The organism is Paracoccus luteus, assembly GCF_004522155.1.
Taxonomy (GTDB): Bacteria; Pseudomonadota; Alphaproteobacteria; order Rhodobacterales; family Rhodobacteraceae; genus Paracoccus; species Paracoccus luteus.
Window position 1 is genome coordinate 328,576 of record NZ_SDEA01000002.1, and the last position, 25,715, is coordinate 354,290.

General features: G+C 72.7%; 28 protein-coding genes and 1 tRNA gene. 20 read left to right on the forward strand and 9 right to left on the reverse strand.

Going from position 1 to position 25,715, the window contains the following annotated elements; translation table 11 throughout:
* Window positions 1-5 precede the first annotated feature (5 nt).
* The gene (mobA, locus tag EPA64_RS04410; RefSeq protein ID WP_134725032.1) at window positions 6-602 is read right to left on the reverse strand and encodes a molybdenum cofactor guanylyltransferase MobA; all 597 of its coding nucleotides are present in this window, start codon (window positions 600-602) and stop codon (window positions 6-8) included.
* A gap of 84 nt (window positions 603-686) precedes the next feature.
* On the opposite strand from mobA, the gene EPA64_RS04415 reads away from it, so the two are divergent.
* Together EPA64_RS04415 and EPA64_RS04420 are read left to right on the forward strand one after the other, a co-directional pair.
* On the forward strand, window positions 687-1,193 hold the full coding sequence (locus EPA64_RS04415; protein ID WP_134725033.1) for a DUF2478 domain-containing protein: 507 nt from the start codon (window positions 687-689) through the stop codon (window positions 1,191-1,193).
* Window positions 1,190-1,438, forward strand: a complete 249-nt coding sequence (locus EPA64_RS04420; protein ID WP_134725034.1) for a sulfurtransferase TusA family protein — start codon at window positions 1,190-1,192, stop codon at window positions 1,436-1,438. Before EPA64_RS04415 ends, EPA64_RS04420 begins: the two co-directional genes overlap by 4 nt.
* Window positions 1,439-1,645: 207 nt before the next feature.
* Here the strand turns inward: EPA64_RS04420 and EPA64_RS04425 are convergent.
* Window positions 1,646-1,721: transfer RNA gene (locus EPA64_RS04425), tRNA-Lys, on the reverse strand.
* A 96-nt stretch (window positions 1,722-1,817) separates the two neighbouring features.
* On the opposite strand from EPA64_RS04425, the gene dapF reads away from it, so the two are divergent.
* From dapF to dxs, 6 genes are all read left to right on the forward strand, one after another.
* Entirely contained in the window at window positions 1,818-2,654 is an 837-nt protein-coding gene (dapF, locus tag EPA64_RS04430; protein ID WP_134725035.1) for a diaminopimelate epimerase, read from the forward strand.
* Window positions 2,651-3,901, forward strand: coding sequence for a tRNA (N(6)-L-threonylcarbamoyladenosine(37)-C(2))-methylthiotransferase MtaB (gene mtaB / locus EPA64_RS04435; RefSeq protein WP_134725036.1), 1,251 nt, complete (start codon window positions 2,651-2,653; stop codon window positions 3,899-3,901). The genes dapF and mtaB overlap by 4 nt, the downstream gene beginning before the upstream one ends.
* A 351-nt stretch (window positions 3,902-4,252) precedes the next feature.
* Window positions 4,253-5,170 carry a histone deacetylase family protein gene (locus tag EPA64_RS04440; RefSeq protein ID WP_134725037.1) on the forward strand — a complete coding sequence of 306 codons (918 nt, stop codon included), beginning with the start codon at window positions 4,253-4,255 and terminating at the stop codon, window positions 5,168-5,170.
* Window positions 5,167-5,409 (forward strand): exodeoxyribonuclease VII small subunit, encoded by a 243-nt coding sequence (locus EPA64_RS04445; protein ID WP_134725038.1) that lies wholly within the window; start codon window positions 5,167-5,169, stop codon window positions 5,407-5,409. The genes EPA64_RS04440 and EPA64_RS04445 overlap by 4 nt, the downstream gene beginning before the upstream one ends.
* Entirely contained in the window at window positions 5,409-6,278 is an 870-nt protein-coding gene (locus tag EPA64_RS04450; RefSeq protein ID WP_134725039.1) for a polyprenyl synthetase family protein, read from the forward strand. The genes EPA64_RS04445 and EPA64_RS04450 overlap by 1 nt, the downstream gene beginning before the upstream one ends.
* A 43-nt stretch (window positions 6,279-6,321) precedes the next feature.
* Complete coding sequence (gene dxs / locus EPA64_RS04455; protein WP_134725040.1) at window positions 6,322-8,244, forward strand: 1-deoxy-D-xylulose-5-phosphate synthase; 1,923 nt, start codon at window positions 6,322-6,324, stop codon at window positions 8,242-8,244.
* Between the two features lie 260 nt (window positions 8,245-8,504).
* On the opposite strand, the gene EPA64_RS04460 is transcribed toward dxs, so the two are convergent.
* A complete protein-coding gene (locus EPA64_RS04460) occupies window positions 8,505-9,071 on the reverse strand; it encodes a tyrosine-protein phosphatase (RefSeq protein ID WP_134725041.1) in 567 nt (188 codons plus the stop codon).
* Between the two features lie 65 nt (window positions 9,072-9,136).
* On the opposite strand from EPA64_RS04460, the gene EPA64_RS04465 reads away from it, so the two are divergent.
* Together EPA64_RS04465 and EPA64_RS04470 are read left to right on the forward strand one after the other, a co-directional pair.
* Window positions 9,137-9,853: a VIT1/CCC1 transporter family protein gene (locus tag EPA64_RS04465; protein ID WP_134725042.1), complete on the forward strand. Its 717-nt coding sequence runs from the start codon at window positions 9,137-9,139 to the stop codon at window positions 9,851-9,853.
* A 14-nt stretch (window positions 9,854-9,867) separates the two neighbouring features.
* Window positions 9,868-10,476 (forward strand): SH3 domain-containing protein, encoded by a 609-nt coding sequence (locus tag EPA64_RS04470; protein WP_134725043.1) that lies wholly within the window; start codon window positions 9,868-9,870, stop codon window positions 10,474-10,476.
* A 249-nt stretch (window positions 10,477-10,725) separates the two neighbouring features.
* Here the strand turns inward: EPA64_RS04470 and EPA64_RS04475 are convergent, their stop codons facing one another.
* Together EPA64_RS04475 and EPA64_RS04480 are read right to left on the reverse strand one after the other, a co-directional pair.
* Window positions 10,726-11,604: an SDR family oxidoreductase gene (locus EPA64_RS04475; RefSeq protein WP_134725044.1), complete on the reverse strand. Its 879-nt coding sequence runs from the start codon at window positions 11,602-11,604 to the stop codon at window positions 10,726-10,728.
* A complete protein-coding gene (locus EPA64_RS04480; RefSeq protein ID WP_134725045.1) occupies window positions 11,601-12,602 on the reverse strand; it encodes an LLM class flavin-dependent oxidoreductase in 1,002 nt (333 codons plus the stop codon). The genes EPA64_RS04475 and EPA64_RS04480 overlap by 4 nt, the downstream gene beginning before the upstream one ends.
* A 104-nt stretch (window positions 12,603-12,706) precedes the next feature.
* Here EPA64_RS04480 and EPA64_RS04485 point away from each other — a divergent pair, with 104 nt between their 5' ends.
* The 3 genes from EPA64_RS04485 to EPA64_RS04495 all read left to right on the forward strand — a co-directional run bounded on the left by EPA64_RS04485 (window position 12,707) and on the right by EPA64_RS04495 (window position 16,112).
* A complete protein-coding gene (locus EPA64_RS04485; RefSeq protein WP_134725046.1) occupies window positions 12,707-14,206 on the forward strand; it encodes an AMP nucleosidase in 1,500 nt (499 codons plus the stop codon).
* Window positions 14,207-14,409: 203 nt separating this feature from the next.
* A complete protein-coding gene (locus tag EPA64_RS04490; protein WP_134725047.1) occupies window positions 14,410-14,709 on the forward strand; it encodes an HU family DNA-binding protein in 300 nt (99 codons plus the stop codon).
* Between the two features lie 86 nt (window positions 14,710-14,795).
* Window positions 14,796-16,112: an MFS transporter gene (locus EPA64_RS04495; RefSeq protein WP_134725048.1), complete on the forward strand. Its 1,317-nt coding sequence runs from the start codon at window positions 14,796-14,798 to the stop codon at window positions 16,110-16,112.
* Window positions 16,113-16,197: 85 nt separating this feature from the next.
* On the opposite strand, the gene truB is transcribed toward EPA64_RS04495, so the two are convergent.
* Genes truB through rbfA form a run of 3 tightly spaced genes read right to left on the reverse strand, consistent with a single transcriptional unit; the run spans window position 16,198 to window position 18,303 of the window.
* The gene (truB, locus tag EPA64_RS04500) at window positions 16,198-17,091 is read right to left on the reverse strand and encodes a tRNA pseudouridine(55) synthase TruB (protein ID WP_134725049.1); all 894 of its coding nucleotides are present in this window, start codon (window positions 17,089-17,091) and stop codon (window positions 16,198-16,200) included.
* Window positions 17,091-17,846, reverse strand: coding sequence for a phosphodiester glycosidase family protein (locus EPA64_RS04505; RefSeq protein WP_134725050.1), 756 nt, complete (start codon window positions 17,844-17,846; stop codon window positions 17,091-17,093). The genes truB and EPA64_RS04505 overlap by 1 nt, the downstream gene beginning before the upstream one ends.
* Entirely contained in the window at window positions 17,836-18,303 is a 468-nt protein-coding gene (rbfA, locus tag EPA64_RS04510) for a 30S ribosome-binding factor RbfA (protein ID WP_134725051.1), read from the reverse strand. The genes EPA64_RS04505 and rbfA overlap by 11 nt, the downstream gene beginning before the upstream one ends.
* 90 nt (window positions 18,304-18,393) lie before the next feature.
* Here rbfA and dapB point away from each other — a divergent pair, with 90 nt between their 5' ends.
* Window positions 18,394-19,200 (forward strand): 4-hydroxy-tetrahydrodipicolinate reductase, encoded by an 807-nt coding sequence (dapB, locus tag EPA64_RS04515; protein WP_134725052.1) that lies wholly within the window; start codon window positions 18,394-18,396, stop codon window positions 19,198-19,200.
* Between the two features lie 179 nt (window positions 19,201-19,379).
* Entirely contained in the window at window positions 19,380-20,699 is a 1,320-nt protein-coding gene (locus tag EPA64_RS04520; RefSeq protein WP_342773349.1) for a D-amino acid dehydrogenase, read from the forward strand.
* 12 nt (window positions 20,700-20,711) lie between these two features.
* Here EPA64_RS04520 and EPA64_RS16655 read toward each other — a convergent pair whose 3' ends face one another.
* Window positions 20,712-20,888, reverse strand: coding sequence for a DUF1674 domain-containing protein (locus EPA64_RS16655; protein ID WP_342773350.1), 177 nt, complete (start codon window positions 20,886-20,888; stop codon window positions 20,712-20,714).
* Window positions 20,889-20,986: 98 nt separating this feature from the next.
* Between EPA64_RS16655 and EPA64_RS04530 the strand changes: the two genes are divergently transcribed.
* The 5 genes from EPA64_RS04530 to EPA64_RS04550 all read left to right on the forward strand — a co-directional run bounded on the left by EPA64_RS04530 (window position 20,987) and on the right by EPA64_RS04550 (window position 25,644).
* Entirely contained in the window at window positions 20,987-22,387 is a 1,401-nt protein-coding gene (locus tag EPA64_RS04530) for an RsmB/NOP family class I SAM-dependent RNA methyltransferase (RefSeq protein WP_220443702.1), read from the forward strand.
* Between the two features lie 161 nt (window positions 22,388-22,548).
* The gene (locus EPA64_RS04535) at window positions 22,549-22,776 is read left to right on the forward strand and encodes a hypothetical protein (protein WP_134725054.1); all 228 of its coding nucleotides are present in this window, start codon (window positions 22,549-22,551) and stop codon (window positions 22,774-22,776) included.
* 69 nt (window positions 22,777-22,845) lie between these two features.
* Window positions 22,846-24,435: a bifunctional phosphoribosylaminoimidazolecarboxamide formyltransferase/IMP cyclohydrolase gene (purH, locus tag EPA64_RS04540; RefSeq protein WP_134725055.1), complete on the forward strand. Its 1,590-nt coding sequence runs from the start codon at window positions 22,846-22,848 to the stop codon at window positions 24,433-24,435.
* On the forward strand, window positions 24,435-25,100 hold the full coding sequence (lspA, locus tag EPA64_RS04545; RefSeq protein ID WP_134725056.1) for a signal peptidase II: 666 nt from the start codon (window positions 24,435-24,437) through the stop codon (window positions 25,098-25,100). The genes purH and lspA overlap by 1 nt, the downstream gene beginning before the upstream one ends.
* 31 nt (window positions 25,101-25,131) lie before the next feature.
* Entirely contained in the window at window positions 25,132-25,644 is a 513-nt protein-coding gene (locus EPA64_RS04550) for a DUF3035 domain-containing protein (protein WP_134725057.1), read from the forward strand.
* Window positions 25,645-25,715 lie beyond the last annotated feature (71 nt).

Below are 25,715 nucleotides of genomic sequence, written 5' to 3' on the forward strand. Positions count from 1 at the left end.
CGCGGTCACAAGACAGGCGCGGCCGGGGATTGTCCAGCAAGCCGCAGCCGGGCGCGGTCAAGATCGCCCTGGGTGTTCACGTTGAAGAACGGATCGTCGCCCCCGAAGGCGACACGGCGCGCGCCGTGCGTCTCCATCCAGTCGATCATGCGGCGCTGGCCCGCGCCCAAGGCGGCGCGCAGGTCGTCCGCCAGCCCGGTGTCCCAGGCGGCAAAGGCCGGGTGGTCGCGCCCGTCGTGGCTGGCCAGCGCCACGGGCGGGGGGGCCGCCGCCAGCCGCGCGGCCAGGTCGGGCGGAAAGAACGGCGTGTCGGCGGGCGCGGTGACGATGCGGGCGATGCCCCGCGCGGCGGCCCAGTCCATCCCGGCCAGCACCCCGGCCAGCGGCCCCGGCCAGCCGGGCAGGCTGTCGGCCAGCACCGGCAGTCCCAGCGCGGCAAGGCGCGCGGGGTCGCCATTGGCGCTGATTGCCCGCGCGCAACCCAGCCGGGCCACGACATGCGCGATCATCGGTCGCCCGCCCAGATCGGCCAGCGCCTTGTCCCCGCCGCCCATCCGCCGGGACCGCCCCCCGGCCAGCACGATGCCCGTCAGCTGTGTCATGCCCCAAGGATCGCCCGCCGCGGGGGCGGGGGCAAGCCGGCGCGCGGGATTGCGGCGCGGGGACGGGGCGCGTATCACCGCCCCATGCTGGCCTATCTGATCCACGACGATGCGGGCGATGCGAACGCGGCCATCGCGGCGCTGGCCCGCAGCCTTGCCGCGCAGGGGATGCGGCTGGCCGGGGCCGTGCAGCACACCCTGGACCGCGGCCCCGACTGCGCCTGCGACATCACGCTGGAGATCCTGGGCATGGACGGCGCGCTTGTGGCGATCTCTCAGTCGCTGGGGGCGGGGTCCACGGGCTGCCGGCTGGACAGCGACGCGCTGGAACGCGCGGTCGGGCTGGCGGAATCGGTGCTGGCGGGCGGGGCCGACCTGCTGATCGTCAACAAGTTCGGCAAGGCCGAGGCCGGGGGCCGCGGCTTTCGTGCCCTGATCGCGCGGGCGCTGGCCGATGGCGTGCCGGTGCTGACCGCCGTCGCGCCCGCGCAGATGGCGGCGTTCCGGGGCTTTGCGGACGGCCTTGCCACCCCCCTCGCCCCGGCCGGGGCCGAGGCGTGGTGCCGCGCTGCGGCCCGCGCGCCTGCATGACCGCGCCGGACGCCACGGCCCCGCCGGTCGATCTGGACGCCCGCCACCTGCTGTGCCCGCTGCCGGTGCTGCGGCTGCGCCGCGCGCTGGCGGCGCTGCCGCCCGGCGCCCGCGTCGCGCTGATCGCCACCGACCCCGCGGCGGTGCTGGACGTGCCGCATTTCTGCGCGCAGGCCGGGCATGCGCTGCTGGCCCAGACGCCCCTGCCGGACGGCGCGCGGCGCTATCTGGTGCAGCGGGGCTGAGATCTGCGGCCTTGGAGAACGGGCGGCGAAGCCTGCGGAGTCGCGACGCTGGTTCACCCGCAGCAAGCTTGACGGTCAGGGCGCGCAACGCCCCTCAACCGGGCGGCAAAGGCGCGCGGGTCGCGTCAGCCGAACTCGGACGCTCTCGGACGTCGGACGATGCACTTTCCCCTTGACGGGAATTATCCAGCAAAATCAGGGATACAGTGGTGAGCCCAACAGGATTCGAACCTGTGACCCACTGATTAAAAGTCAGTTGCTCTACCAACTGAGCTATGGGCCCAACACAGGGTGGCCGATTACCCACGTGCTGCGCGGGGGTCAAGCGGAAAAGCGCGGGGCACTGGCACAAACCCCGCCGGGCGCGTATATCGCCGCGATGGATCGCCACTCGGTTTCCGGCCTGCCCTTTGTCAAGATGCACGGGGCCGGCAATGATTTCGTCGTCATCGATTCGCGCAGCCGTCCGGGCGGCGCGGCGGTCACGGCCGCGCTGGCGCGCGCGCTGGGCGACCGCAACCGCGGCGTGGGGTTCGACCAGCTGGCCCAGATCCTGCCCGATGCGGATGCCGATTACCGGCTGGTGTTCTGGAACGCCGACGGCAGCCAGGCGGGGGCCTGCGGCAACGCCTCGCGCTGCGTGGCGGAGCTGATGATGACCGGACTGGGCCGCGAGGCCGTGTGCTTTGCGACCGCCCGCGGCACGCTTGAGGCGCGGCGCGAAGGCGCGGGCGTCACCGTGAACATGGGTCATCCGCAGCTGGACTGGGACCGGGTGCCGCTGGCGCAGGCGGTGGACACGCTGCATCTGCCGCTGGACGGCGATCCGGCGGCGGTGGGCATGGGCAATCCCCATTGCGTGTTCTTCGTTCCCGACGCGCAGGCGGTGGCGCTGGAAACCCTTGGCCCGCGCGTGGAACACGACCCGCTGTTCCCCGAACGCACCAACGTCGAGTTCGCCAGCGTGATCGGGCCGGACCGCCTGCGGATGCGGGTGTGGGAACGCGGCACCGGCGTCACGCTCGCCTGCGGGTCGGGGGCCTGCGCCACGGCGGTCGCGGCGCACCGGCGCGGGCTGACGGGGCGGAGGGTGACGCTGGATCTGGACGGCGGCACGCTGGTCGTGGACTGGCGCGACGATGGCGTCTGGATGACCGGGCCGGTGGCGCGGGTGTTTGACGGGGTGCTGTCGCCCGAATGGCTGGCCGCGACATGACCGCGCCCCCGATCTTCGCCACGCTGGGCTGCCGCCTGAACGCTTACGAATCCGCAGCGATGGCCGAGTTGGCCGCGGCCGCCGGGCTGCAGGGCGCGGTGATCGTCAACACCTGCGCCGTGACGTCCGAGGCCGTGCGCAAAGCCCGCCAAGAAATCCGCCGCCTTGCGCGCGAAAACCCCGGCACGCCGATCATCGTCACCGGCTGCGCCGCCCAGACGGAACCGGAAACCTTCGCCGCCATGCCCGAGGTCGCCCGCGTCGTCGGCAACCACGAGAAGATGCAGCCCGCCACCTGGGCCAGCCTCGCCGCGCCCGATTTCGGGACCGAACGGGTGATGGTGGACGACATCATGTCGGTGCGGGAAACCGCCGGCCACCTGATCGACGGCTTTGGCCGCCACCGCGCCTATGTGCAGGTCCAGAACGGCTGCGACCACCGCTGCACCTTCTGCATCATCCCCTATGGGCGGGGAAACTCGCGGTCCGTCCCGGCGGGCGTTGTGGTGGACCAGATCAGGCGGCTGCGCGACCGGGGCTTCAACGAGGTCGTGCTGACGGGGGTGGACCTGACAAGCTGGGGCGCGGACCTGCCGGGGACGCCGCGTCTGGGCAACCTCGTGCGGCGCATCCTGCGGATGGTGCCCGACCTGCCGCGCCTGCGGATTTCCAGCATCGATTCGATCGAGGCCGACCCCGACCTGATGGAGGCCATCGCCACCGAGCCGCGCCTGATGCCGCACCTGCACCTGTCCCTGCAGCACGGCGACGACCTGATCCTCAAACGCATGAAGCGCCGCCACCTGCGCGACGACGCGATCCGCTTCTGCGAGGAGGCCCGCCGCCTGCGCCCCGGCATCGTCTTCGGCGCCGACATCATCGCGGGCTTTCCCACGGAAACCGAGGCGCATTTCCAGAACTCGGTCAGGCTGGTGCAGGATTGCGGCCTGACCTTCCTGCATGTGTTCCCCTACAGCGCGCGCACCGGCACCCCCGCCGCGCGGATGCCGCGTGTGCCCGGCCCGGCGATCAAGGACCGCGCCGCGCGGCTGCGCGCCGTGGGACAAGCCGCGCTGACGGCGCATCTGGACGCGCAGGTCGGGCGCACCCACCGCATCCTGACCGAAGGCCCGCGCACCGGCCGCACGGAACAGTTCACCGAGGTCGCCTTCGCCCGCGACATGCCCGAGGGCGCGCTGATCGACGCCGCCGTCACCGGCCACGACGGCGCGCGGCTGACCGCCTGAGCGGGCATCGTGTGACGGTGCGCGGCGATCGGCCCGGTCCGGCGGCACCGACAGGGGATTCGCGTCATCGTGGGCGCGCGGACCTGCCGGCCGACGCCGCCCCGCCTGCTGACCTGTCGCGCCGCTGGCCCGCCTGACCGCCCCGGCCCCGGTGGCACCGCCCGCCCCCCGCGGCACGACGCGGCTGGCAAGCGTCAGCGTCGGCCGGGCGCGGCACGGCTCGGCCTTTCCGATGAACGGCGTCGGCAGGGTGCCGCGCGGCCCCGCCAGCACGCCCGCGGGCTGCGACCAAGGCACGGTCCCGGCGCTGGCCGCTTGCCTGCGGCGCGCGAATGGATCAGCCTGCGGGCCATGACACTGCTCTATTCGCATCCCGTCGCGGCCCGCCACGAAACCCCGTCCGGCCACCCCGAACAGGCCGCCCGGCACCGCGCGGTGCTGGACGCGCTGGCCGACATGGACCTGGATCGCCGCGTGGCGCGGATGGGGGCGGAAGCCGACGTGCTGCGCTGCCATCCGGCGCGCCACCTGGACCGGCTGCGCGGCGCGCTGCCGGACCGGGGCACGGCGGCGCTGGATGCCGACACGCATCTGTCGCCCGACAGCCTGGACGCGGCGCTGCACGCGGTCGGCGGGGCGTGCGCGACGGTCGATGCGGTGCTGGGCGGGCAGGACGACAGCGCCTTTGTCGCCATGCGCCCGCCGGGCCACCATGCCGAGCGCGAAACCCCGATGGGGTTCTGCCTGCTGGGCACGGCCGCCATCGCGGCCATGCGGGCGCTGGACCATCACGGGCTGGACCGGGTGGCGGTGGTGGATTTCGACGTCCACCACGGCAACGGCACGCAGGATCTGCTGTGGGACGAAGGCCGCGCGTTCTTCGCCTCGACCCACCAGATGCCGCTTTATCCCGGCACCGGGGCTGCGGGCGAACGCGGCGCGCATGACCAGATGATGAACGTGCCGCTGCGCCCCGGCAGCGGCGGGGCCGAGGCGCGGACGGCGTGGACGGCCATCGCCGCGCGGCTGCGCGAGTGGCGGCCGGGGCTGGTGGTCGTCTCGGCCGGGTTCGACGCGCATCGCGACGACCCGCTGGCGGAACTGGACTGGGACGACGCCGATTTCGCCGCCGTCACCGCGCTGATCCGCGACGCCGCGCGCGACGCGGGCGCGCCGGTGGTGTCGGTGCTGGAAGGCGGCTATGATCTGGCCGCGCTGGGCCGTTCGGCCCGCCTGCACGTCCAGACGTTGAAGGAGCCTGCCCGATGACCGACCCCGAGATCGACTCGCTGTCCTTCGAGGACGCGATGAAGGAGCTGGAGGCGACGGTCGGCCGGCTGGAACATGGCGACGCCACGCTGGAACAGTCCATCGCGCTTTATGAACGCGGGGCGCTGCTGCGCGCGCATTGCGAACGCCGCCTGCGCGCCGCCGAGGAGCGGGTCGAAAAGATCATGCTGGCCGCCAATGGCGAGCCGTCCGGCACCACCCCGGTCGAGGGGTTGTGATGCAGTCACGGCTGCAGGCCGTCCGCGCCGCCGTCCAGCAGGCGCTGGACGACGCGTTCGCCGATCTGCCGGACGGCGATCTGGCGGATGCGATGCGCTATGCCTGCGTCGGCGGCAAGCGGGTGCGCGCCTTTCTGGTGATGGAATCGGCGCGTCTGCACGGGCTGGCGGACTCTGCCGCCCTGCCGGTGGCGGTCGCGGTGGAAATGCTGCACGCCTATAGCCTGGTCCACGACGATTTGCCGGCGATGGACGACGACGATCTGCGCCGGGGGATGCCCACCTGCCATATCCAGTGGTCCGAGGCGACGGCGATCCTGGCGGGCGACGCGCTGCAATCGCTGGCGTTCCGGCAGCTTGCGGACCCCGCCATCGGCGACGCCGACGTGCGCGTCGCGCTGGTGGCGCGGCTGGCGGATGCGGCCGGCGCGCGCGGCATGGTCTGGGGGCAGGCGCAGGACATCGCCGCCCAGACGGCGGCCGAGCCGCTGGATCTGGCCGCGGTCAAGGCCCTGCAACAGGGCAAGACCGGCGCGCTGATCGGCTTTGCCGCGACGGCGGGCGCGGTCATCGCCCGCGCCGATCCCGCGCCGCTGGCAGACTACGCGCGCAACCTGGGGCTGGCGTTCCAGGTCGCGGACGACATCCTGGACGTGACCGGCGACGAGGCCGCGACCGGCAAGCGCGTCCACAAGGACGCGGCCGCCGGCAAGGCGACCTTCGTGTCGCTGCTGGGGCTGGACGGCGCGCGCGGGCAGGCGGCCCGCCTGGTCGCCCGCGCCGAGGCCGCGCTGGACGCCTGCGGCGAAAGCGATCCGGCCGGAAACTTGCGGGCGCTGGCGCGTTTCGTTATCGAACGCCAGACCTGAAGGCCCGCGCAGCCAGCGCCAGCCGCCCGCAAAGGGGCACGCCATGACCGACCGCCCCGAACGGCCCCGCACCCCGGTCCTTGACCGGGTCGCCGCCCCCGCCGATTTGCGCGCGCTGTCCGACCGCGAGCTGCACCAGCTGGCCGACGAGCTGCGGGCCGAGACGATCAGCGCCGTCAGCGTGACCGGCGGCCATCTGGGCGCGGGCCTGGGCGTGGTGGAACTGACCGTCGCGCTGCACGCCGTCTTTGAGGCGCCGCGCGACAAGATCATCTGGGACGTGGGCCACCAGTGCTATCCCCACAAGATCCTGACCGGCCGCCGCGACCGCATCCGCAGCCTGCGGATGGAAGGGGGCCTGTCGGGGTTCACCAAGCGCAGCGAAAGCGCCTTTGACCCGTTCGGGGCGGGCCATTCCTCGACCTCGATCAGCGCGGCGCTGGGGTTCGCGGCGGCGCGCGATCTGGGCGGCGATCCGGGCGACGCCATCGCCGTCATCGGCGACGGCGCGATGAGCGCGGGCATGGCCTTCGAGGCGCTGAACAACGCGGGCCATCTGGGAACGCGGCTGATCGTGATCCTGAACGACAACGAGATGTCGATCGCGCCCCCCACCGGGGCGCTGTCGTCCTATCTGACGCGGCTATACACCCGCGGCCCGTTCCAGGAGCTGAAGGCCGCCGCCAAGGGCGCGGTCAGCCTGCTGCCCCACCCGATGCAGGAAGGCGCGCGGCGGGCCAAGGAAATGCTGAAGGGCATGACCATCGGCGGCACCCTGTTCGAAGAGCTGGGGTTTTCCTATATCGGCCCGGTGGACGGGCACGACCTGGACCAGCTGCTGCCGCTGCTGCGGACGGTCAAGGCGCGGGCGGACGGGCCGGTGCTGATCCACGCGGTGACGAAAAAGGGCAAGGGCTATGCCCCGGCGGAAAACGCCGCCGACCGCGGCCACGCGCGCGCCAAGTTCGACGTGGTCACGGGCGAGCAGGCCAAGGCGAAATCGAACGCCCCCAGCTATACCAGCGTGTTCGCCAAATCCCTGATCGCCGAGGCCGAGCGCGACGAGAAGATCGTGGCCATCACCGCCGCGATGCCGGACGGGACCGGGCTGAACCTGTTCGCCGACCGCTTTCCGCGCCGCTGCTTTGACGTGGGCATCGCCGAACAGCATGCGGTGACATTCGCCGCCGGGCTGGCGGCAGGGGGAATGCGGCCGTTCTGCGCGCTTTATTCGACGTTCCTGCAGCGCGGTTACGATCAGGTCGTCCATGACGTCGCGATCCAGCGCCTGCCGGTGCGGTTCGCCATCGACCGCGCGGGGCTGGTCGGCGCCGACGGCGCGACCCACGCCGGCGCCTATGACATCGCGTTCCTGGCGAACCTGCCGGGGTTCGTGGTCATGGCGGCGGCGGACGAGGCGGAACTGGTCCACATGGTCGCCACCGCCGCGGCGCTGGACGACCGCCCCAGCGCCTTCCGCTTTCCCCGCGGCGAGGGCACCGGCGTCGAGATGCCCGACCGCGGCGTGCCGCTGGAAATCGGCCGCGGCCGCATCGTGGCCGAGGGCGCGGGCGTCGCGATCCTGTCCTTCGGCACCCGGCTGGCCGAGGTCATGGCCGCCCGCGAGTCGCTCGCCGCGCGCGGCATCGCGCCCACCGTCGCCGACGCCCGCTTTGCCAAGCCGCTGGACCGCGACCTGATCCTGCGCCTTGCGCGCGAACATCAGGCGCTGATCACCATCGAAGAGGGCGCGACGGGCGGCTTTGGCAGCCATGTCGCGCAGCTGTTGGCCGACGCGGGCGTCTTTGACCGCGGGCTGCGGTTCCGCAGCATGGTCCTGCCCGACACGTTCATCGACCACGCCAGCCCCGAGGCGATGTATCGCGCCGCCGCCATGAGCGCGCCGCAGATCGAGGCCAAGGTGCTGGAGGTTCTGGGGGTGGCGTCGCTGGAGCGGCGGGCGTGAGCGGCGAGGGGCTGCCGTCTGACGAAGAACCGATGCCGCCGTTGACGCCACTGGCCGGGACGCCCCCGCGCCGCGTTGGCGCGGCCCCTGATCGGCCGCAATACCTGAAGCGCCGTCCCGCGGGCCTGCGCGCCTGGTGATCGGCGACGGCCCGGCCGCGACGCCCCGTCCCGCGACCATTCCCCGCACGGGCATGCGGACCATCGCCATCCTTGCGCCGGATCGACACGGACCGCCCAAGGCAAGCCCGATCCGCCGCGTCAGGATTCGGGATAGCCCAGCCAACCCTCAAGTTGTTCCCAGCTTTCGTTCATGGGCCAGGCGCGGGACAGATACGGCAGGGCGATGTGGCCATACAGCAGCGACAGCTGCCATTCGGCCTCCTCCTCGTCCCGGCCGGCGATGGCGGACAGATACAGCGATGACGCCAGCCCGGTGCGGTCGGACCCGCCCTGGCAATGGACCAGAACCGGCTTCGGCGCGGATTGCAGCAGGGCGATCAGCTGCGCCGCCTCGGCCCGGTCGATGTGGTCGGCCGCCGACAGGGCCATGTCATAGTGGCGGACACCCAGATCGCCGGTGACCGCCAGCTCGTCGTCATACCAGGGCGTGCCGGGATGACTGCCGCGCAGGTTGATGACGCTGCGGATGCCGTGGTCGGTGATCCGGTCGTGCAGCATCGCCCCGTCCATCTGCCCCGAGCGATAGTATTCGCCGGGGATGATCTCGTGGAAATTGCCGCGCAGATGCAGCGCGCCCAGATGGACGCCCAGCAACGCCAGCAGGATGCCCGACAGCGCCAGCGTCCGTTTCACCAGTTTTCGCATCGTGGATGTTCCCCCGCGCCCCTGCGGTCTGGCCCCGGCGCCCCCGCCATCATAAAGGATCGCGCATGACTCGCCACACCCATCCCGACGCGCACCCGGACGATCCGCATTACATCAGCCGCTCTGGCTGGCTGCGGGCGGCGGTGCTGGGGGCGAATGACGGGATCGTGTCGGTCAGCTCGCTGATCGTGGGCGTGACGATGGCCAACCCCGCCCCCGGCGCGGTGGCCATCGCGGGCATCGCGGGGCTGGCGGCGGGGGCGCTGTCGATGGCGGCGGGGGAATATGTCAGCGTCAGCTCGCAGGCCGACATCGAGCGGGCGGACATCCGCCGCGAAAAGCGCGCCCTGAAGGCCCAGCCCGACGTCGAGCTGGAGGAGCTGGCCGCCATCTATGAGGCGCGCGGGCTGGCGCCCGACACCGCCCTGATGGTCGCGGCCGAGTTGACCGAGCATGACGCGCTGGGCGCCCATATCCGCGACGAGCTGGGGCTGAGCGAGGTCCACGCAGCCAACCCCATGCAGGCGGCGCTGGCCTCGGGCGTCACCTTCAGCGCGGCGGCTGCCGTGCCGCTGCTGGCGGCGCTGGCCGCGCCGCGCGGGCAGACGCTGCCGGTGGTGCTGGTCGTGACGCTGCTGGCGCTGGGCGCGCTGGGGGCGATCGGGGCCTGGGCGGGCGGCGCGCCGATCGGGCGGGCTGTCGCACGCGTGATCCTGTGGGGCGGGTTCGCGATGGCCGTGACGGCCGCGATCGGGCATGCTTTCGGCGTATCCGTCGGCTGAACCAAAGGACCGCCATGATCCGCGCCCTGCTGCTTGCGACCCTGACCGCGCTGGCGGTGCCCGTGCTGACGACGCCGGCGCTGGCCACGCCTACGCTGTATGACGTGACCGGCGTGTCGGCGGGCGACGTTCTGAACATCCGGGCCGAACCGAACGCCCGCGCCCGCATCGTGGGCACCCTGCCCGCCAATGCGCGCGGGTTCGAGGTGTCCGAGACATCCGCCAACGGCTGGGCGCGCATCCATGACGGCACCCGCACGGGCTGGGTCAACGCCCGCTATCTGGTCCGGGCCGCGCCGGTGGCCGCGCCGCAGCTGACCTGTCTGGGGACCGAGCCGTTCTGGTCGCTGACCCGGTTCGACGACACGCTGACCTGGACGACGCCGGACACCGCGCCGCGCGCCATGACCCTGCGCGCGGGGCTGACCGACGGGCTGGACCCGGTGCGCACCCAGGCGATGATCGGCGGCGACGCCGCGGGGCGGGTGACGGCGGTGATCCGCAGCGAACAGTGCAGCGACGGCATGTCGGACCAACGCTATCCGCTGGGCGTGACGGTCCTGCTGGACGGCAGCGGGCAGGCGACGCGGATGCTGACCGGCTGCTGCCGGGTCGGGCCATAGGCGGCCGACCCCGGAGGGGAGCCAGGCCGGCGGACCTTGGCCGCCAGCCCGGACTGCGGCCGCCGGACTGCGGCCACCGGGCGAGTCCGTCTGTTCCCGTCGGACGCTGTGGGCACAGGGGCTGCGGCCTTAAGCGGCGGGTGCGTCCCCGGCGTCCAGCAGCGCCGCCAGCCCGGACTGCGGCGTCCGGCGGCGAGCGTCGGGCGTGGCCGTCTGTTCCCGTCGAACCCTCTGGACTGGGCTGCGGCCTTACGCGGCAGGCGCGTCCCCGGCGTCCAGCAGCGCCGCCAGCCCGGCGCGGTAATCGGGATAGCGCAGGGTCACGCCCAGCTCGCGCTTGATGCGGCCGTTCGCCACCCGCTTGCTTTCGGCATAGAAGCTGCGCGCCATCGGGGTCATGCGGGCGGTGGCGAAATCCTCGGCCGCGGGGACGGGCAGGCCGCACAGCCGGGCGGCGTGGGCCAGCACATCCTGCGGCGGGGCGGGGTCGTCGTCGCAGACGTTATAGATGGCGCCCGGCGCGGGGCGCGCGATGGATGCGGCCAGCACCAGCGCGATATCCTCGGCGTGGATGCGGGAAAACACCTGTCCGGGCTTGATGATGCGCCGGGCGGTGCCCGAGCGGATCTTTTCGAACGGCCCGCGTCCGGGGCCATAGATCCCCGCCAGCCGGAAGATGTGCAGCGGCAGCCCGTGGGCGGCGGCCAGCGCCTGCCACGCCGCCTCGGCGGCGACGCGTTCGTGCCCGCGCGTGGTCGCGGGGGTCAGCGCGGCGGTTTCGTCCACCCACGCGCCCTGCCGGTCGCCATAGACCCCGGTGGTGGACAGATAGCCCAGCCAGCGCGCCGGGCTGGCCGCGATGTCGCGGCCGAAATCGCGCAGCGCCGGGTCGCCGTCCGGCCCCGGCCCGGCGCTGAGCAGGATCGCGTCGGCGCGGGCCAGTTCGGCGCGCACGGCGCCCTCGTCCCCCGGCCACAGCAGGGGCGCGGCGCCGGCGGCGGCGACGCGGGCCGGCCCCCCGCCGGATGGGTCGTCGCGGGTGGTGCCGGTGACGGTCCAGCCCTGCGCGACCAGCCGCCGGGTCAGGAACCCCGCGGAATAGCCGTGGCCCAGCGTCACCAGCCTCATGCGGCGGCGCTGCGGGGGGTCATGCCCATCACCTCGGCCGCGATGGCATAGGACCGCAGCCGCGCCTGTTCGTCCCAGATATTGGCGGCAAGGATCAGCTCGTCCGGGCGATACTGCGCGACCAGCGCGTCCAGCTGCGCCTTGACCGTGTCCGGCCCGCCCACCGCGCTGACCCGCAGGGCGGCGTCCACCTGCCGCTGCTGGTGCGGCGCGATCTGGGCGTCAAGGTCATCGACCGGCGGCGGCAGCAGCCCCGGCTGGCCCGACCGCAGCCGGGCAAAGCTGATCTGCTGGCTGGTCTGCAGGCGGCGGGCCTGCGCGTCGCTGTCGGCCGCGAACACGTTCACCGCCAGCATGAAGCGCGGCGCATCCCCCCACGGCCCCGGCTGGAAACGCTGGCGATACAGGCGCACCGCCTCGTCCAGCGCGTCGGGCGCGAAATGCGACGCAAAGGCATAGGGCAGCCCCAGCGCGGCGGCGAGGCTGGCGCCGTAAAGCGACGAGCCGAGAATCCAGACCGGCACGTGCGTCCCCTGTCCGGGATGCGCGGCCACCGCCAGGTCGGGGCGGGGCGGACCCAGATAGGTCAGCAGTTCGATGACGTCGTTCGGGAAATCGTCGTTGCGCGACATCCCCCGGCGCAGCGCGTGCATCACCGCGCCGTCGCCGCCGGGCGCGCGCCCCAGCCCCAGGTCGATGCGCGGCCCGTGGATGGTGGCCAGCGTCCCGAACGCCTCGGCCACGGCCAGGGGCGCGTGGTTGGGCAGCATGATCCCGCCCGCGCCCACGCGGATCGTGCGGGTGTGGTCCGCGACATGGCCGATCAGCACCGCCGTCGCGGCGCTGGCGATGCCGGGCATGTTGTGGTGTTCGGCCAGCCAGAAGCGGGCATAGCCCTGCGCCTCGGCGGCCTGGGCCAGCCGGACGGACCGGGCGATGGCGGTGCGGGCGTCGGACCCCTCGGGGACGGGGGCCAGATCGAGGATCGAGATTTTCATGCCCCACAGATAGGTGCCCCCGCCCGCGGTTGCCAGAGCGGGCAGGGCCGCGGCACCTTGCACGTCGCCTTGTAAGCCCCCGCCGCCCCTGCCACGATGCAGTCATGGACGACGCGCGCAGCGACAGGACCACCCGGCTTTTGCCGGTCGAGACGCCCGACCCGGTCGAGCGCGCCTATTTCGACGACCCCGACGCCGCCGTGGAACGGCTGGTCGATCTTTACGACCGCGCGACCGGCTATCTGCTGGACCGGTTCCTGGCGACGCTGGGCGGACGGCAGCCGCGCGCCCGTTATCGCGCCCATTATCCTGAAATCCGCATGACCACCGCCAGCCACAACATGGGCGATTCGCGGCTGTCGTTCGGCCATGTGCCGCTGCCGGGCAGCTATGCGGCGACGGTGACGCGGCCCGATCTGTTCCGCGGCTATCTGACCCAGCAGATCGGGCTCTTGATCCGCAACCACGGCGTGCCGGTGGCGATCGGGACCAGCGACACGCCGATGCCCGTGCATTTCGCGGTGGCGACGCGCAGCGACCTGAACGTGCCGCAGGAAGGGGTGCTGGATTATTCCCTGCGCGACGTCTTCGACGTGCCCGACCTGGACACGATGAACGACGACATCGTCAACGGCACCGCCGGCCCGATGCCGGACGGCACCCGCCACCTTGCGCCCTTCACCGCGCAGCGGGTGGATTACTCGCTGGCCCGGCTGGCGCATTACACCGCGACCCTGCCGGAGCATTTCCAGACCTTCGTGCTGTTCACCAACTATCAGTTCTATGTGGACGAGTTCGAGGCCTTTGCCCGTCGCGCGCTGGCCGACCCGGCGTCAGGCTATTCCGCCTTTGTCGGGCCGGGAAACCACCTGATCGAACGGCCCGACGACGCGTCGGTGCCCATCGCCAAGACGCCGCAGATGCCGGCCTATCACCTGAAACGGCCGGACGGGCAGGGGATCACGCTGGTCAACATCGGGGTCGGCCCGTCCAACGCCAAGACCGCGACCGACCATATCGCCGTGCTGCGCCCGCACGCCTGGCTGATGGTCGGGCACTGCGCGGGGCTGCGCAACAGCCAGCGGCTGGGCGACTATGTGCTGGCCCACGCCTATCTGCGCGAGGATCACGTCCTGGACGACGACCTGCCCGTCTGGGTGCCGATCCCGGCGCTGGCCGAGGTGCAGGTGGCCCTGCAGGACGCCGTGGCCGAGGTGACGCAACTGGAAGGCTATGATCTGAAGCGGATCATGCGCACCGGCACCGTCGCCACCATCGACAACCGCAACTGGGAACTGCGCGACCAGTCCGGCCCGGTCCAGCGCCTGTCGCAGTCGCGCGCGGTGGCTCTGGACATGGAAAGCGCCACCATCGCCGCCAACGGGTTCCGGTTCCGGGTGCCCTATGGCACGCTTTTGTGCGTCAGCGACAAGCCCCTGCACGGGGAACTGAAGCTGCCCGGCATGGCCACGGATTTCTATCGCACCCAGGTCGCCAGCCACCTGCTGATCGGCATCCGGGCGATGGAAAAGCTGCGCGACACGCCGCTGGCGCGGCTGCATTCCCGCAAGCTGCGGTCCTTTGACGAGACGGCGTTCCTGTGATGCCGTTCCGTGAGGCGCCGCGCCGCGGACCCGCACGCGGCGGCGGTGCGCGTCTTTTTCGGCCCAACCCCGCCCTTCGGGACCAGAGGCGATCAAAAAGGCTTGAAATGCCGCTGAAAACCCGGTGTAGCAGTGCCCATGCCACCATAACGTGGCGCGATTTACGCCCGCACCGACGCGGGTGACATGAGGAGACAGGTCCGATGGCCACAGCACCCGCGAAACCCATGACCAAGACCCAGCTGGTCGCCGCGCTTGCCGACGAGATGGGCAGCGACAAGAAAACCGCGACCGCGGCGCTGGACGCGATCCAGTCGCTGGTCGCGCGGGTCGTGTCCGAGGGCGGCGCGCTGACCCTGCCGGGCATCGGCAAGGTCGCCTGCCGCGCCCGCCCGGAACGCCAGGTCCGCAACCCGCAGACGCAGGAAATGATGACCAAGCCGGCGGACAAGGTGGTCAAGGTCACCATCGCCAAGGCGCTGAAGGACAGCGTCAACGCCTGAACGGCGGACGCATTGAAAAGGGGTCGCGCAGAAAGCGCGGCCCCTTCTTCGTTAGGGCACTTGGGGCGCGCCGGGGGGACCGCAGCATGAACCGCACCGTTGACGACGCGCTGGCCGAGGCGGGGGCCGGGCGCTTTCAGCGCCGCCTGCTGGGCATATTCGGGCTGGTCTGGGCAGCCGACGCGATGCAGGTCGTGGCCGTGGGCTTTGCCGCGCCGTCGATCGCGGCCCGGTTCGGCGTGGACATGCCGACCGCGCTGCAGACCGGGACGCTGTTCTTTCTGGGCATGTTCGTCGGCGCGGCGCTGTTCGGGCGGCTGGCGGACCGGATCGGGCGGCGCAACGTCCTGCTGGTGACGGTGGCCTGCGACGCGGTGTTCGGCATCGCCTCGATCTTTGCGCCGACGCTGGGCTGGCTGCTGGCGCTGCGCTTCCTGACCGGGGCGGCGGTGGGCGGCACGCTGCCGGTCGATTACGCGATGATGGCCGAGTTCCTGCCGCCCCGGAACCGCGGCCGGTGGCTGGTCTGGCTGGAGGGGTTCTGGGCCGTCGGCACGCTGATCGTGGCGCTGACCGCCTGGTATGCCGCGACATCCGGCGTCGCCGAGCCGTGGAAGCTGATCTATCTGGTCGCCGCGCTGCCTGCCTGCCTTGGCATCTTCCTGCGGCTGTGGGTGCCGGAATCGCCCATGTTCCTGCTGCGCCGCGACCGCGAGCCCGAGGCCCGCGCCGTCATCGACCGCGTCCGCGTGGCGAACGGCACCGCCGCGCTGCCCGCGCAGGCGCGGCTGATCCTGCCGGCGTCCGCCCCCGCCCCGCAGGGCGGCATCATGGCCCCGGCGCTGGCGCGCACCACCGTCGCGGTGCTGGCGGTGTGGTTTCTCGTCTCGCTGTCCTACTACGGCGTCTTCGTCTGGCTGCCGGGGAAGCTCGCGACCGAAGGCTTCGGCTTTGTGCGCGGCTATGGGTTCCTCGTGCTGCTGGCGCTGGCGCAGCTGCCCGGATACGCGCTGGCCGCCTGGGGGGTGGAAAACTGGGGCCGCCAGCGGACCCTGCGGATTTTCCTGATCCTGTCGGCGGCGGGCTGCCTGCTGTTCGTGTCGGCGCAGGCGACGCTGATCGTCGCCGCCGCCCTGCTGCTGATGAGCTTTGCGCTGCTGGGCACATGGGGCGCGCTGTATGCCCTGACGCCCGAGGTCTATCCGACGACGCTGCGCGCGACCGGCATGGGCACCGCCGGGGCGGCGGCGCGTTTGGGGGGGCTTGCCGCGCCGTCGGTGATGGCGGCGCTGGCCACGCGCGACTTCAGCGCCATGATCGGGCTGTTCGCCGCGCTGCTGGTGCTGGCGGCGGCCGTGTCGCTTCTGATCGGGCGCGAGACGCGGGACGTGTCGATCGTCTGAAACGGGGGCGCTTCGTCGCCGTCGCATGAGTATTTGGGCCAAGAAGAAGCCCAAGGGGTTCATGGATGGCGCAGTGCGCCCCGGTTCACGGCTGGACGAACACGCGCGACGGATGCACCTCGCCGCCCAGATAGCGGCCGATGGCGATGGCGCGGCCCTGGTGGCTGACCCAGACCTCGGACCCGTAGTCGGCGACGCCCAGCACCTGGCCGGGGTTGCCGTTGCCCAAGCGCACCGCGCCCTGGTCGGTCGCCCGCATCTCGGGCAGGTCCAGCGCCGCCTGCACCGGGCGCAGGGCGGCGTCCAGTTCGGCCATGTTGGCGCGGTCGATGCGGTCGAAGGGGATCGCGTCCGCCACGTCAAACGGCCCCGACCAGACCCGGCGCAGGCGGGCGACATGGCCGAGGCAACCCAGTTCGCGCCCAAGGTCGCGGGCGATGGCGCGGACATAGCCGCCCTTGCCGCAGACCATGCGGAAATCGGCCTCCTCGGCGCGGGCGTCCAGCAGCTCCAACTGATCGACCCACAGGGGGCGGGCGGCCAGATCGACGACCTCGCCCTGGCGGGCAAGGTCATAGGCGCGGGCGCCGTCCACCTTGACCGCCGAGACCGCGGGCGGGGTTTGCATGATGTCGCCGCGGAAGGGGGCCAGCGCGGCCTCGATCGCGGCCGCGCCGGGGCGCGCGTCCGACCGGCGCAGCACCGCGCCGGCGGCGTCGTCGGTGGCGGTTTCCGCCCCCCAGTTCACCGTGAAGTCATAGGCTTTCAGCGCGTCGGTCAGATAGGGCACGGTCTTGGTCGCCTCGCCCAGCGCCACCGCCAGCAGGCCGGTCGCGTCGGGATCCAGCGTGCCCGCGTGGCCCGCCTTTTTCGCGTCCAGCGCCCAGCGGACGCGGCCCACGACGTCGGTCGACCCAATGCCCGCGGGCTTGTCCACGATCAGCCAGCCGGAAATCTCGCGGCCCTTCCTGCGTCCCATCAAGGCCCCTCGACCAGTCCGATGATCGGGCCCATCCGGCGGCCCCAGTCGGCGCGGTTGATCGCGGGCGCGTAAAGCCGCGAAATCGCGCCGTCGAAATACAGCGCGTTGCGCGCCCCCAGCCCGTCGCGGAAGAACCGGGCGAACTGGTGGAACGTTACCGCGCTGTCGGAAATGGCGAACCACGCCGTCTGCATGTCCCGCGACACGCCGACGCCGTTGCGGATGTAACGGCTGTCGCTGTCGGGCAAAAAGCGCGGGTGCAACTCGCCGTCGATCAGCAGCATCGGCCCGGATTGCGTGGCCAGCCGGCAACCGGGCCACGCCTCGGCAAAGCGGCGGCTTTCGATGACCTGAAAGGGCGCCCGCGCGCCGACGCAGAAGACCCCGTTCGGCCGCATCCCGAAATTGCCGCCCCCCGCCGCGGTCACGATCTCGCCGCGTTCGACCCCATCGGCAAGATAGAGGCCCACGGGCGAATAATCGGCGTGATACATCCCGGCGTTCATGGCGAAGCCCAGCACCTCGCCGGGGGCGAGTTGGCCGCGCACGGCGGTGAAATCGCCCAGCACCTTGCCGTCCGGCCCGTCCAGCCACAGGCGCAGCTTGGACTGGTCGGCGGCGGTCACGGTGCAGACGGCATAGCCCACCCCCTCGAACCGGCGCTTTTCGCAGAGGTCGGCCACGGCGGGCAGGGTCATGGCGACCAGCGCGCCCACAGCCAGCCCCAGCCGGCGTTTCAGATCAGCGATCATCGTCGGGGCGGCTGTCCCTTGCGGCGTCGGCGCCCTGATCCCAGTCGCTCTCGTCGTCATCGGCCCCGCCCTCGACGTCGCGGCGCACGCGGTCGTCGGCGAACAGGCGGCGGGTGTCGTCCATGCGATCGAACGTCTCGTCCAGGATGAACCGCAGGTCGGGCGCGTATTTCAGCGACATGTCCTTGGCGACGTGGTGGCGCAGCTCGCGCGTGTTGCGGCGCAGCGCGGCCAGCGCCTCGTCGGCGCCGTGGCCGCCCAGCGGCAGCACATAGACCGTCGCCACCTTGAGGTCGGGCGAGGTCCGCACCTCGCCCACGGTGATCGAATGGCGGTTCAGGTCGGGGTCGTGCACGTCGCCGCGCAGCAGCACGTCCGACAGCGTGCGGCGGATCAGCTCGCCCACCCGCAGCTGGCGCTGCGACGGGCCGGGTCCGTGGTTGAAGCGATTGGCCATACGCGCAGATGTAGGGGGTCGCGGTGCCCGCGGCAACCGGATAGACCGGCGCAAACTGGACTGGCCGGTCACGACCTTGGGGGCGCTGGAATGGAGAAACCCGGTATCGTCATCACCGGCGTCTCGGGCCGGATGGGCCGGATGCTGGTCGCCGCGGTGGCCGCGTCGGACGCCTGCCGGCTGGTGGGCGCGGTCGAACGCGAGGGGCACGGCTGGGTCGGGCAGGACGTGGGCACAGCGATGGGCGGGGCGGCGCTGGGCGTCGCCGTGACCGACGACGCGGTCGCGGCCATTGCGCAGGCGCAGGCGGTCATCGACTTTACCGCGCCCGCGGCGACCGTGGCATTCGCCGAACTGACCGCGCAGGCCCGCGCCGTCCATGTCATCGGCACCACCGGCCTGTCGGACGACGACCTTGGGCGCATCGCTGCCGCCGCCCGCCACGCCCCCATCATCCGCGCCGGCAACATGAGCCTGGGGGTCAACCTGCTGGTCGGGCTGACGCGCCGTGTGGCCGCCGCGCTGGGCACGGACTGGGACATCGAGATCGTCGAGGCGCACCACCGCATGAAGGTGGACGCGCCCTCGGGCACCGCCTTGATGCTGGCCGATGCCGCGGCCGAGGGGCGGGGCGGCGCGCTGGCGGACCTGCGGGTGCCCGCCCGCGACGGGATGACCGGCGCCCGCGTCCCCGGAGCCATCGGGTTCTCCGCCATCCGCGGCGGCGATGTGGTGGGTGAGCATGACGTGATCTTTGCCGCCGACGGCGAGCGCGTCGTGCTGCGCCATCTGGCCACCGACCGCGCGATCTTTGCCCGGGGCGCGCTGCGCGCGGCACTGTGGGGGCAGGACAAGGGGCCGGGCGAATACGACATGGCGGACGTGCTGGGGCTGTGACGCCGCAGACGGTGCGCGGATCGGCCGTGAGGCAGCTGATTCGCCCGGCCGCCAGCGTGCACACGCAACATGCTTCGGCTCTCACCAGCTGACACCGCACATTCTTGCGTCACCGGCCCGCGCCGTCGCAAACATCCGCAGCACATTTCATCGCCACCGCATATTCTCTCTCTCGACACATCGGGCGGGGGAAATCGGCCATGAAGATCGTCGTTCTGGGGGCAGGGGTCATCGGCGTCACCAGCGCATGGGCGCTGGCCCGCGCGGGCCATCAGGTGACGGTCGTGGACCGCCAGCCCGCCGCGGCGATGGAGACGAGCTTTGCCAACGCAGGCGAGGTCTCGCCCGGCTATTCCACCCCCTGGGCCGCGCCGGGCATCCCGCAAAAGGCGCTGCGCTGGATGTTCCAGCGTCATGCGCCGCTGGTCCTGCACGCATCGGCCGACCCGGTGCGGGCGGGCTGGATGGCGCGGATGCTGGGCAACTGCACCACCGACGCCTATGCGGTGAACAAGTCGCGGATGATGCGGATCGCGGAATATTCGCGCGACCGGCTGGGGATGCTGCGGACGGAAACCGGCATCCGTTATGACGAGCGCACGCAGGGCACGCTGCAGGTGTTCCGCGATGCCAAGCAGGTCAAGGCCGTGCAGAAGGACATCAAGGTTCTGAAGGCCGACGGCGTCGCCTATCAGGAACTGGACGTGGACGGCTGCATCGCGGCGGAACCGGGGCTGGCCCATGCGCGGCACCTGCTGGCAGGCGGGTTGCGCCTGCCGGGGGACGAGACCGGCGACTGCCACATCTTTACCCAGGGCCTTGCGGCGCTGGCCGCGGCGCATGGCGTCGTGTTCCACTATGACACCACGATTCACGGGCTGGAGGGGACGGCGGGCCGGATCGAGGCCGCGCTGACCTCGGCCGGGCGGCTGACGGCCGACGCCTTTGTCGTGGCGCTGGGCAGCCATTCGCCGGCGCTGGTGCGGCCGTTCGGGATCAGTCTGCCGGTGCATCCGATCAAGGGCTATTCGCTGACCCTGCCGATCGTGGACGAATCGCGTGCGCCTGTGTCCACCGTGATGGACGAGACCTATAAGGTCGCGATCACCCGGCTGGGGGACCGCATCCGCGTGGGCGGGCTGGCCGAGCTGGCGGGCTTTGACCTGTCGCTGTCGCCGCGCCGCCGCGCCACGCTGGCGAAGTCGGTGGGCGAGCTGTTCGGCGGCGCGGGCGATCTGGATGCCGCGACGTTCTGGACCGGCCTGCGGCCGATGACCCCGGACGGGACGCCCATCGTCGGCGCGACGCCGGTCGGCAATCTGTGGCTGAACACCGGCCACGGCACGCTGGGCTGGACGATGGCGGCGGGGTCGGCGGCGGTTCTGGCCGACCTGATGACCGGCCGCACGCCCGACATCGAATCGGGCGATCTGGGCTATGCCCGTTATCTGCGCGGCGCCCGCGCGGCACGGTCCGCGCTGCGCCCCGCGGCGGCCTGAGCCGGGTCGCGGTCAGAAATCGACCGCGATCCCCTTGCGTTCGTAATCCCCATAGCGGACGGGTTCCGGCCCGTCGCGGCCGCCCAGTTCCGGCGGCAGGTCCAGCGGCCTGGCCGCCTGCCGGCGGGCGTGTGCCTCGGCCAGCGCGCGGCGCGCGGCGGGGGGCAGGTCGGGGCGGTCGCCGGGGATGGCGTCGGTGTCGGGCGGCGTCGCCTGCGTCTCGTCGATCATGGAAAACCCCGCTGCGGTTCTGTATCAACAACCCTCAGCTAAGCGCCGAGGAGCCGATGGACAAGCGCGACGACACGCCACCCCCCGCGGCCCACGCCCGCCCGCGCCGCAGGCCCGCCGGACCGGGGCCGCGCGGGAACGCCGCCACGCCGTCGGGCGACGCGTCGTCCCGCAAGGCCGCGCCGAAACAGCGGCCCACGCAGCCCCCGGCCCCCCGGTCCGACCAGCCCCACGCCGCGCGGCAGGGCGCGCTGCGGCTGCTGGCCGCCGTGCGCGACGGCGCGACGCTGGCCGAAGGCGCGGCCGCGCTGGACCGCCTGGCGCCCCCCGACCGCGCCCGCGCGCAGCGGCTGGCCGCCGACACGCTGCGCCACCGCGGCCGCGCCGACGCGGTGCTGGCGCCGCTGCTGTCCGGGCGCACCCGCCCCGAGACGCTGGACCTGCTGCGCCTGTCCGTGACCGAGATGCTGGCGCTGGCGGAGGCGCCGCATGGCGTCGTCAACGCCGCCGTCGCGCTGGCCCGCGCGGGCGGGCCGAAAGCGGCGGCCGCCGCGGGGATGGTCAACGCCGTCCTGCGCCGCGCGGCGGACGCGCAGTCGGCGTGGGACGCGGCCCCGCCCGCGCGCCTGCCCGACTGGCTGCGCCGCCCGGTGGCCGACCGCTGGGGCGAGGCCGTCGCCGCCGCCATCGAGGCCGCGCATGAACGCCCCGCGCCTTTGGACCTGACGCCCAACGGCGACACGCCGGGCGAGGCGCTGCCGACCGGCAGCCGCCGGCTGCCTGCGGGCACACAGGTCACGGCGCTGCCCGGCTATGACGCGGGGCAATGGTGGGTGCAGGACGCCGCCGCCGCGCTGCCCGCCCTGCTGCTGGACCCGCGTCCGGGCGAGGCCATCGCCGACCTGTGCGCCGCGCCCGGCGGCAAGACGATGCAGCTTGCCGCCGCCGGGGCCGATGTCGCCGCCATCGACCTGTCGCCCGCCCGGCTGGACCGCGTGGCCGAGAACCTGCGCCGCACCGGGCTGGCCGCAACGCTGGTCGCGGCCGACGCGCTGGACTGGCGGCCCGGCGCGCCCCTTGATGCGGTGCTGCTGGATGCGCCCTGCTCGGCCACCGGCACGATCCGGCGCCATCCCGAACTGCCGCTGATCCGCGACGGGGCGATGATCCCCGAACTGGTCGCCCTGCAGGCGCGGCTGATCGACCACGCGCTGTCGCTGCTGAAGCCGGGCGGGCGGCTGGTCTATGCCGTCTGCTCGATCCATCCGGCCGAGGGCGAGGCGCAGCTTGCCGCGGCGCTCGCCCGCCATCCGGGGCTGACGGTGGACCCCGCCGCGCTGCCGGGGCTGGACCCCGGCTGGATCACCGCCCAGGGCGCGATCCGCACCCGCCCCGACCACTGGCCCGACCGGGGCGGGCTGGACGGGTTCTTTGTCGTGCGCCTGCGCCGGGGCTGAGCGCCCCGGCCTGTGACCGCGTCGCCGCCCGCGCGCCCGGGCTGAGCGCCCGGCCTATGACCGCGCCGCCGCCGGTGATAGGCTGGTGCCGTTCGATCAGCAAAGACGCCGGGATGCGCGCTGCCCTGTTGCCCCTTGCCCTTCTGCCGCTCGCGGCCTGCATGCAGCCGGAACCGCCGGCTGTCCCAGACCCTTGGGCCCGACAGGAAACCGCCTGCGCCGCCGCCATCGCGGCCCATATCCGCCGGCCCGTGGCCGAGGTCACGGTGCGCCGGGTGGCGGACACCGGCGGGACCGCGACGGTCGAGGCGCGCGACGGCAACCGCCTGCACCTGTGCCGGGTGGATGCGTCGGGCACGGTGCTGGGCTATTCACACCCCGGGGCCTGAGCGGAACGGCGCGGCTGGACCTCGGGTCGGGCTTTGGATAGTCAGCGGCAGCCAACGCCCGAGGACGACATGACCGACCGCATCCCCCTGCGCCGTGCCCTGATTTCCGTGTCCGACAAGGCCGGGCTGGTCGATTTCGCCCGCGCGCTGCACGCCCGCGGCGTGGATTTGCTGTCCACGGGCGGCACCGCCCACGCCCTGCGCCAGGCCGCGCTGCCGGTGCGCGACGTGGCCGACCTGACCGGGTTCCCCGAGATGATGGACGGGCGCGTCAAGACGCTGCACCCCAAGGTCCACGGCGGGCTGCTGGCGCTGCGCGACAATGCCGACCACCGCGCCGCGATGGACGAGCACGGGATCGAGGACATCGACCTGCTGGTGGTGAACCTTTACCCGTTCGAATCGACGGTGGCCCGCGGCGCGCCCTATGCCGACTGCGTGGAAAACATCGACATCGGCGGCCCGGCGATGATCCGCGCGGCGGCCAAGAACCACGGCTTTGTCGCGACGCTGGTCGATGTGGGCGATTACGCCGCGCTGCTGGCCGAACTGGACGGGAACGAGGGCGCGACGACGCTGGCGTTCCGGCAGCGCATGGCGCAGGCCGCCTATGCCCGCACCGCCGCCTATGACGCCGCCGTCAGCAGCTGGATGGCGGGCGCCATCGGGCAGGACAATCCCCGCCGCCGCGCCTTCGCCGGGACGCTGGCGCAGACGCTGCGCTATGGCGAGAACCCCCACCAGCAGGCGGCGTTCTATACCGACGGCTCCGCCCGCCCCGGCGTTGCCACGGCGCGCCAGTGGCAGGGCAAGGAGCTGTCCTACAACAACATCAACGACACCGACGCCGCGTTCGAGCTGGTGGCCGAGTTCGACCCGGCGGACGGCCCGGCCGTCGCCATCATCAAGCACGCCAATCCCTGCGGCGTGGCCCGCGCCGACACGCTGGACGCCGCGTATCGCCGCGCCTTCGACTGCGACCGCACCAGCGCCTTCGGCGGCATCATCGCGCTGAACCGCCCGCTGGACGCGGCGACCGCCCGCGCCATCACCGAGATCTTTACCGAGGTCGTGATCGCCCCCGACGCCGACGCGGCCGCGCGCGAGATCTTTGCCGCCAAGAAGAACCTGCGCCTGCTGACCACCGGGGGCCTGCCCGACCCCGGCGCGGGCGGCCTGACGTTCCGGCAGGTGGCGGGCGGGTTTCTGGTGCAGGGCCGCGACAACGGCCATGTGGCGCGGGCCGACCTGCGGGTGGTGACCCGGCGCCAGCCAGACGCGGGCGAGCTGGCCGACCTGATGTTCGCCTGGACCGTCGCCAAGCACGTGAAATCGAACGCCATCGTCTATGCCCGCGACCTTGCTACCGTCGGCATCGGCGCGGGCCAGATGAGCCGGGTGGACAGCACCCGCATCGGCCGCCGCAAGTCCGAGGACATGGCGCAGGCGCTGGGCCTGTCCGCCCCCCTGACCGAGGGGGCGGCGGTGGCCTCCGACGCGTTCTTCCCCTTTGCCGACGGGATCGAGGCGCTGGCCGAGGCGGGCGCGCGCGCCGTCATCCAGCCCGGCGGGTCGATGCGCGACGACGAGGTGATCGCGGCCGCCGACCGGCTGGGGCTGGCGATGGTGTTCACCGGCCAGCGGCATTTCCGCCACTGATGACCCACGAGACGCCCCCCCCGCCGCAGCCCGACACCGCGCCCGCGCCCCGGCCCAAGGCCCCGCGCAAGGCGGGCAGCGCGACCCGTGACGGCGCCCCCCGCGCGCCCCGCAAGCGCAAGCCGGTCGAGCCGCCGCCCCCGCCGCCGCCCTCGCTGTGGTGGGCGGCGGGCGTGGCGCTGGGGATCGTCGCGCTGGACCAGCTGATCAAGTGGATCGTCGTCCACGCGCTGAACCTGGCCCAGGTGCAGGCCATCGACGTCATCGACCCGTGGCTGAACCTGCGCATGGCCTGGAACCAGGGCGTGAACTTTGGCCTGTTCGCGTCCAGCGAGGATGTGATGCGCTGGGTGCTGGTCGCCGTCGCGGTGGCGGTCTGCGTCTGGGTGGGCGTGTGGCTGGTCCGCGTCCGTCCGGGGCGGCTGGCGCAGGTCGCGGCCGGGCTGCTGATCGGGGGCGCGCTGGGCAATGTCATCGACCGCATCGCCTATGGCGCGGTGGCGGATTTCCTGAACATGTCGCTGCCCGGCTGGCGCAACCCCTACAGCTTCAACGTGGCGGACATCGCGATCTTTGTCGGGGCGGTGGGGCTGGTGTTCCAGCCCGGCCCGCGGCCCGATGCGGGGCAGGACAAGACCCGTGACGCGCGGCGCAAGACGCGCTAGACAGGCGCGAACTGGGATCGGAGCCGTTTACATGCGGGCAATCGCGCTGGGTTTCATGGTCGTCGCGGCGCTGGGCGCGTGCAGCGACGACGGCCGGCTGATGAACATCAGCGGCGGCGGCGACGGCCCGGACGAATTCGCCATCCTGCCGACCCGCGCGCTGTCGATGCCGCCCGATCTGGCGCAACTGCCGCCGCCGACGCCGGGCGGGGGCAACATCACCGACCCCGCGCCCGCCGCCGACGCCGTGGCCGCGCTGGGCGGCAACCCCGGCCATCTGTCGGCGCAGGGCGTGGGCGCCGCCGACGGCGCGCTGATCGCGCATGCCGCGCGGGCGGGCGTGACCCCCGGCATCCGCCAGGTCACCGCGGCCGAGGATCAGGCCTATCGGTCCGGCCACCGCCGCCGCCCGCTTGAGGTGCTGGCCCGCACCGGCGTCTATTACCGCGCCTATCGCCCGCAGACGCTGGACAGCTGGGCCGAACTGGACCGCTGGCGCCCGACCGGCGTGCAGACCCCCAGCGCGCCGCCGGTCGCGGACTGACGCGCCGCCTTATCTGCCGCACGTCCGGGAACGACCCGCTCACCGCGGGTTGACCGGGCCGCGGGTTGCGC

Excerpts from the sequence above, each read along its gene's own strand:
- mobA (WP_134725032.1), bottom strand. The coding sequence starts at position 602 with ATGACACAGCTGACGGGCATCGTGCTGGCCGGGGGGCGGTCCCGGCGG.
- EPA64_RS04415 (WP_134725033.1), top strand. The coding sequence starts at position 687 with ATGCTGGCCTATCTGATCCACGACGATGCGGGCGATGCGAACGCGGCC.
- EPA64_RS04420 (WP_134725034.1), top strand. The coding sequence starts at position 1,190 with ATGACCGCGCCGGACGCCACGGCCCCGCCGGTCGATCTGGACGCCCGC.
- dapF (WP_134725035.1), top strand. The coding sequence starts at position 1,818 with ATGGATCGCCACTCGGTTTCCGGCCTGCCCTTTGTCAAGATGCACGGG.
- mtaB (WP_134725036.1), top strand. The coding sequence starts at position 2,651 with ATGACCGCGCCCCCGATCTTCGCCACGCTGGGCTGCCGCCTGAACGCT.
- EPA64_RS04440 (WP_134725037.1), top strand. The coding sequence starts at position 4,253 with ATGACACTGCTCTATTCGCATCCCGTCGCGGCCCGCCACGAAACCCCG.
- EPA64_RS04445 (WP_134725038.1), top strand. The coding sequence starts at position 5,167 with ATGACCGACCCCGAGATCGACTCGCTGTCCTTCGAGGACGCGATGAAG.
- EPA64_RS04450 (WP_134725039.1), top strand. The coding sequence starts at position 5,409 with ATGCAGTCACGGCTGCAGGCCGTCCGCGCCGCCGTCCAGCAGGCGCTG.
- dxs (WP_134725040.1), top strand. The coding sequence starts at position 6,322 with ATGACCGACCGCCCCGAACGGCCCCGCACCCCGGTCCTTGACCGGGTC.
- EPA64_RS04460 (WP_134725041.1), bottom strand. The coding sequence starts at position 9,071 with ATGCGAAAACTGGTGAAACGGACGCTGGCGCTGTCGGGCATCCTGCTG.
- EPA64_RS04465 (WP_134725042.1), top strand. The coding sequence starts at position 9,137 with ATGACTCGCCACACCCATCCCGACGCGCACCCGGACGATCCGCATTAC.
- EPA64_RS04470 (WP_134725043.1), top strand. The coding sequence starts at position 9,868 with ATGATCCGCGCCCTGCTGCTTGCGACCCTGACCGCGCTGGCGGTGCCC.
- EPA64_RS04475 (WP_134725044.1), bottom strand. The coding sequence starts at position 11,604 with ATGAGGCTGGTGACGCTGGGCCACGGCTATTCCGCGGGGTTCCTGACC.
- EPA64_RS04480 (WP_134725045.1), bottom strand. The coding sequence starts at position 12,602 with ATGAAAATCTCGATCCTCGATCTGGCCCCCGTCCCCGAGGGGTCCGAC.
- EPA64_RS04485 (WP_134725046.1), top strand. The coding sequence starts at position 12,707 with ATGGACGACGCGCGCAGCGACAGGACCACCCGGCTTTTGCCGGTCGAG.
- EPA64_RS04490 (WP_134725047.1), top strand. The coding sequence starts at position 14,410 with ATGGCCACAGCACCCGCGAAACCCATGACCAAGACCCAGCTGGTCGCC.
- EPA64_RS04495 (WP_134725048.1), top strand. The coding sequence starts at position 14,796 with ATGAACCGCACCGTTGACGACGCGCTGGCCGAGGCGGGGGCCGGGCGC.
- truB (WP_134725049.1), bottom strand. The coding sequence starts at position 17,091 with ATGGGACGCAGGAAGGGCCGCGAGATTTCCGGCTGGCTGATCGTGGAC.
- EPA64_RS04505 (WP_134725050.1), bottom strand. The coding sequence starts at position 17,846 with ATGATCGCTGATCTGAAACGCCGGCTGGGGCTGGCTGTGGGCGCGCTG.
- rbfA (WP_134725051.1), bottom strand. The coding sequence starts at position 18,303 with ATGGCCAATCGCTTCAACCACGGACCCGGCCCGTCGCAGCGCCAGCTG.
- dapB (WP_134725052.1), top strand. The coding sequence starts at position 18,394 with ATGGAGAAACCCGGTATCGTCATCACCGGCGTCTCGGGCCGGATGGGC.
- EPA64_RS04530 (WP_220443702.1), top strand. The coding sequence starts at position 20,987 with ATGGACAAGCGCGACGACACGCCACCCCCCGCGGCCCACGCCCGCCCG.
- EPA64_RS04535 (WP_134725054.1), top strand. The coding sequence starts at position 22,549 with ATGCAGCCGGAACCGCCGGCTGTCCCAGACCCTTGGGCCCGACAGGAA.
- purH (WP_134725055.1), top strand. The coding sequence starts at position 22,846 with ATGACCGACCGCATCCCCCTGCGCCGTGCCCTGATTTCCGTGTCCGAC.
- lspA (WP_134725056.1), top strand. The coding sequence starts at position 24,435 with ATGACCCACGAGACGCCCCCCCCGCCGCAGCCCGACACCGCGCCCGCG.
- EPA64_RS04550 (WP_134725057.1), top strand. The coding sequence starts at position 25,132 with ATGCGGGCAATCGCGCTGGGTTTCATGGTCGTCGCGGCGCTGGGCGCG.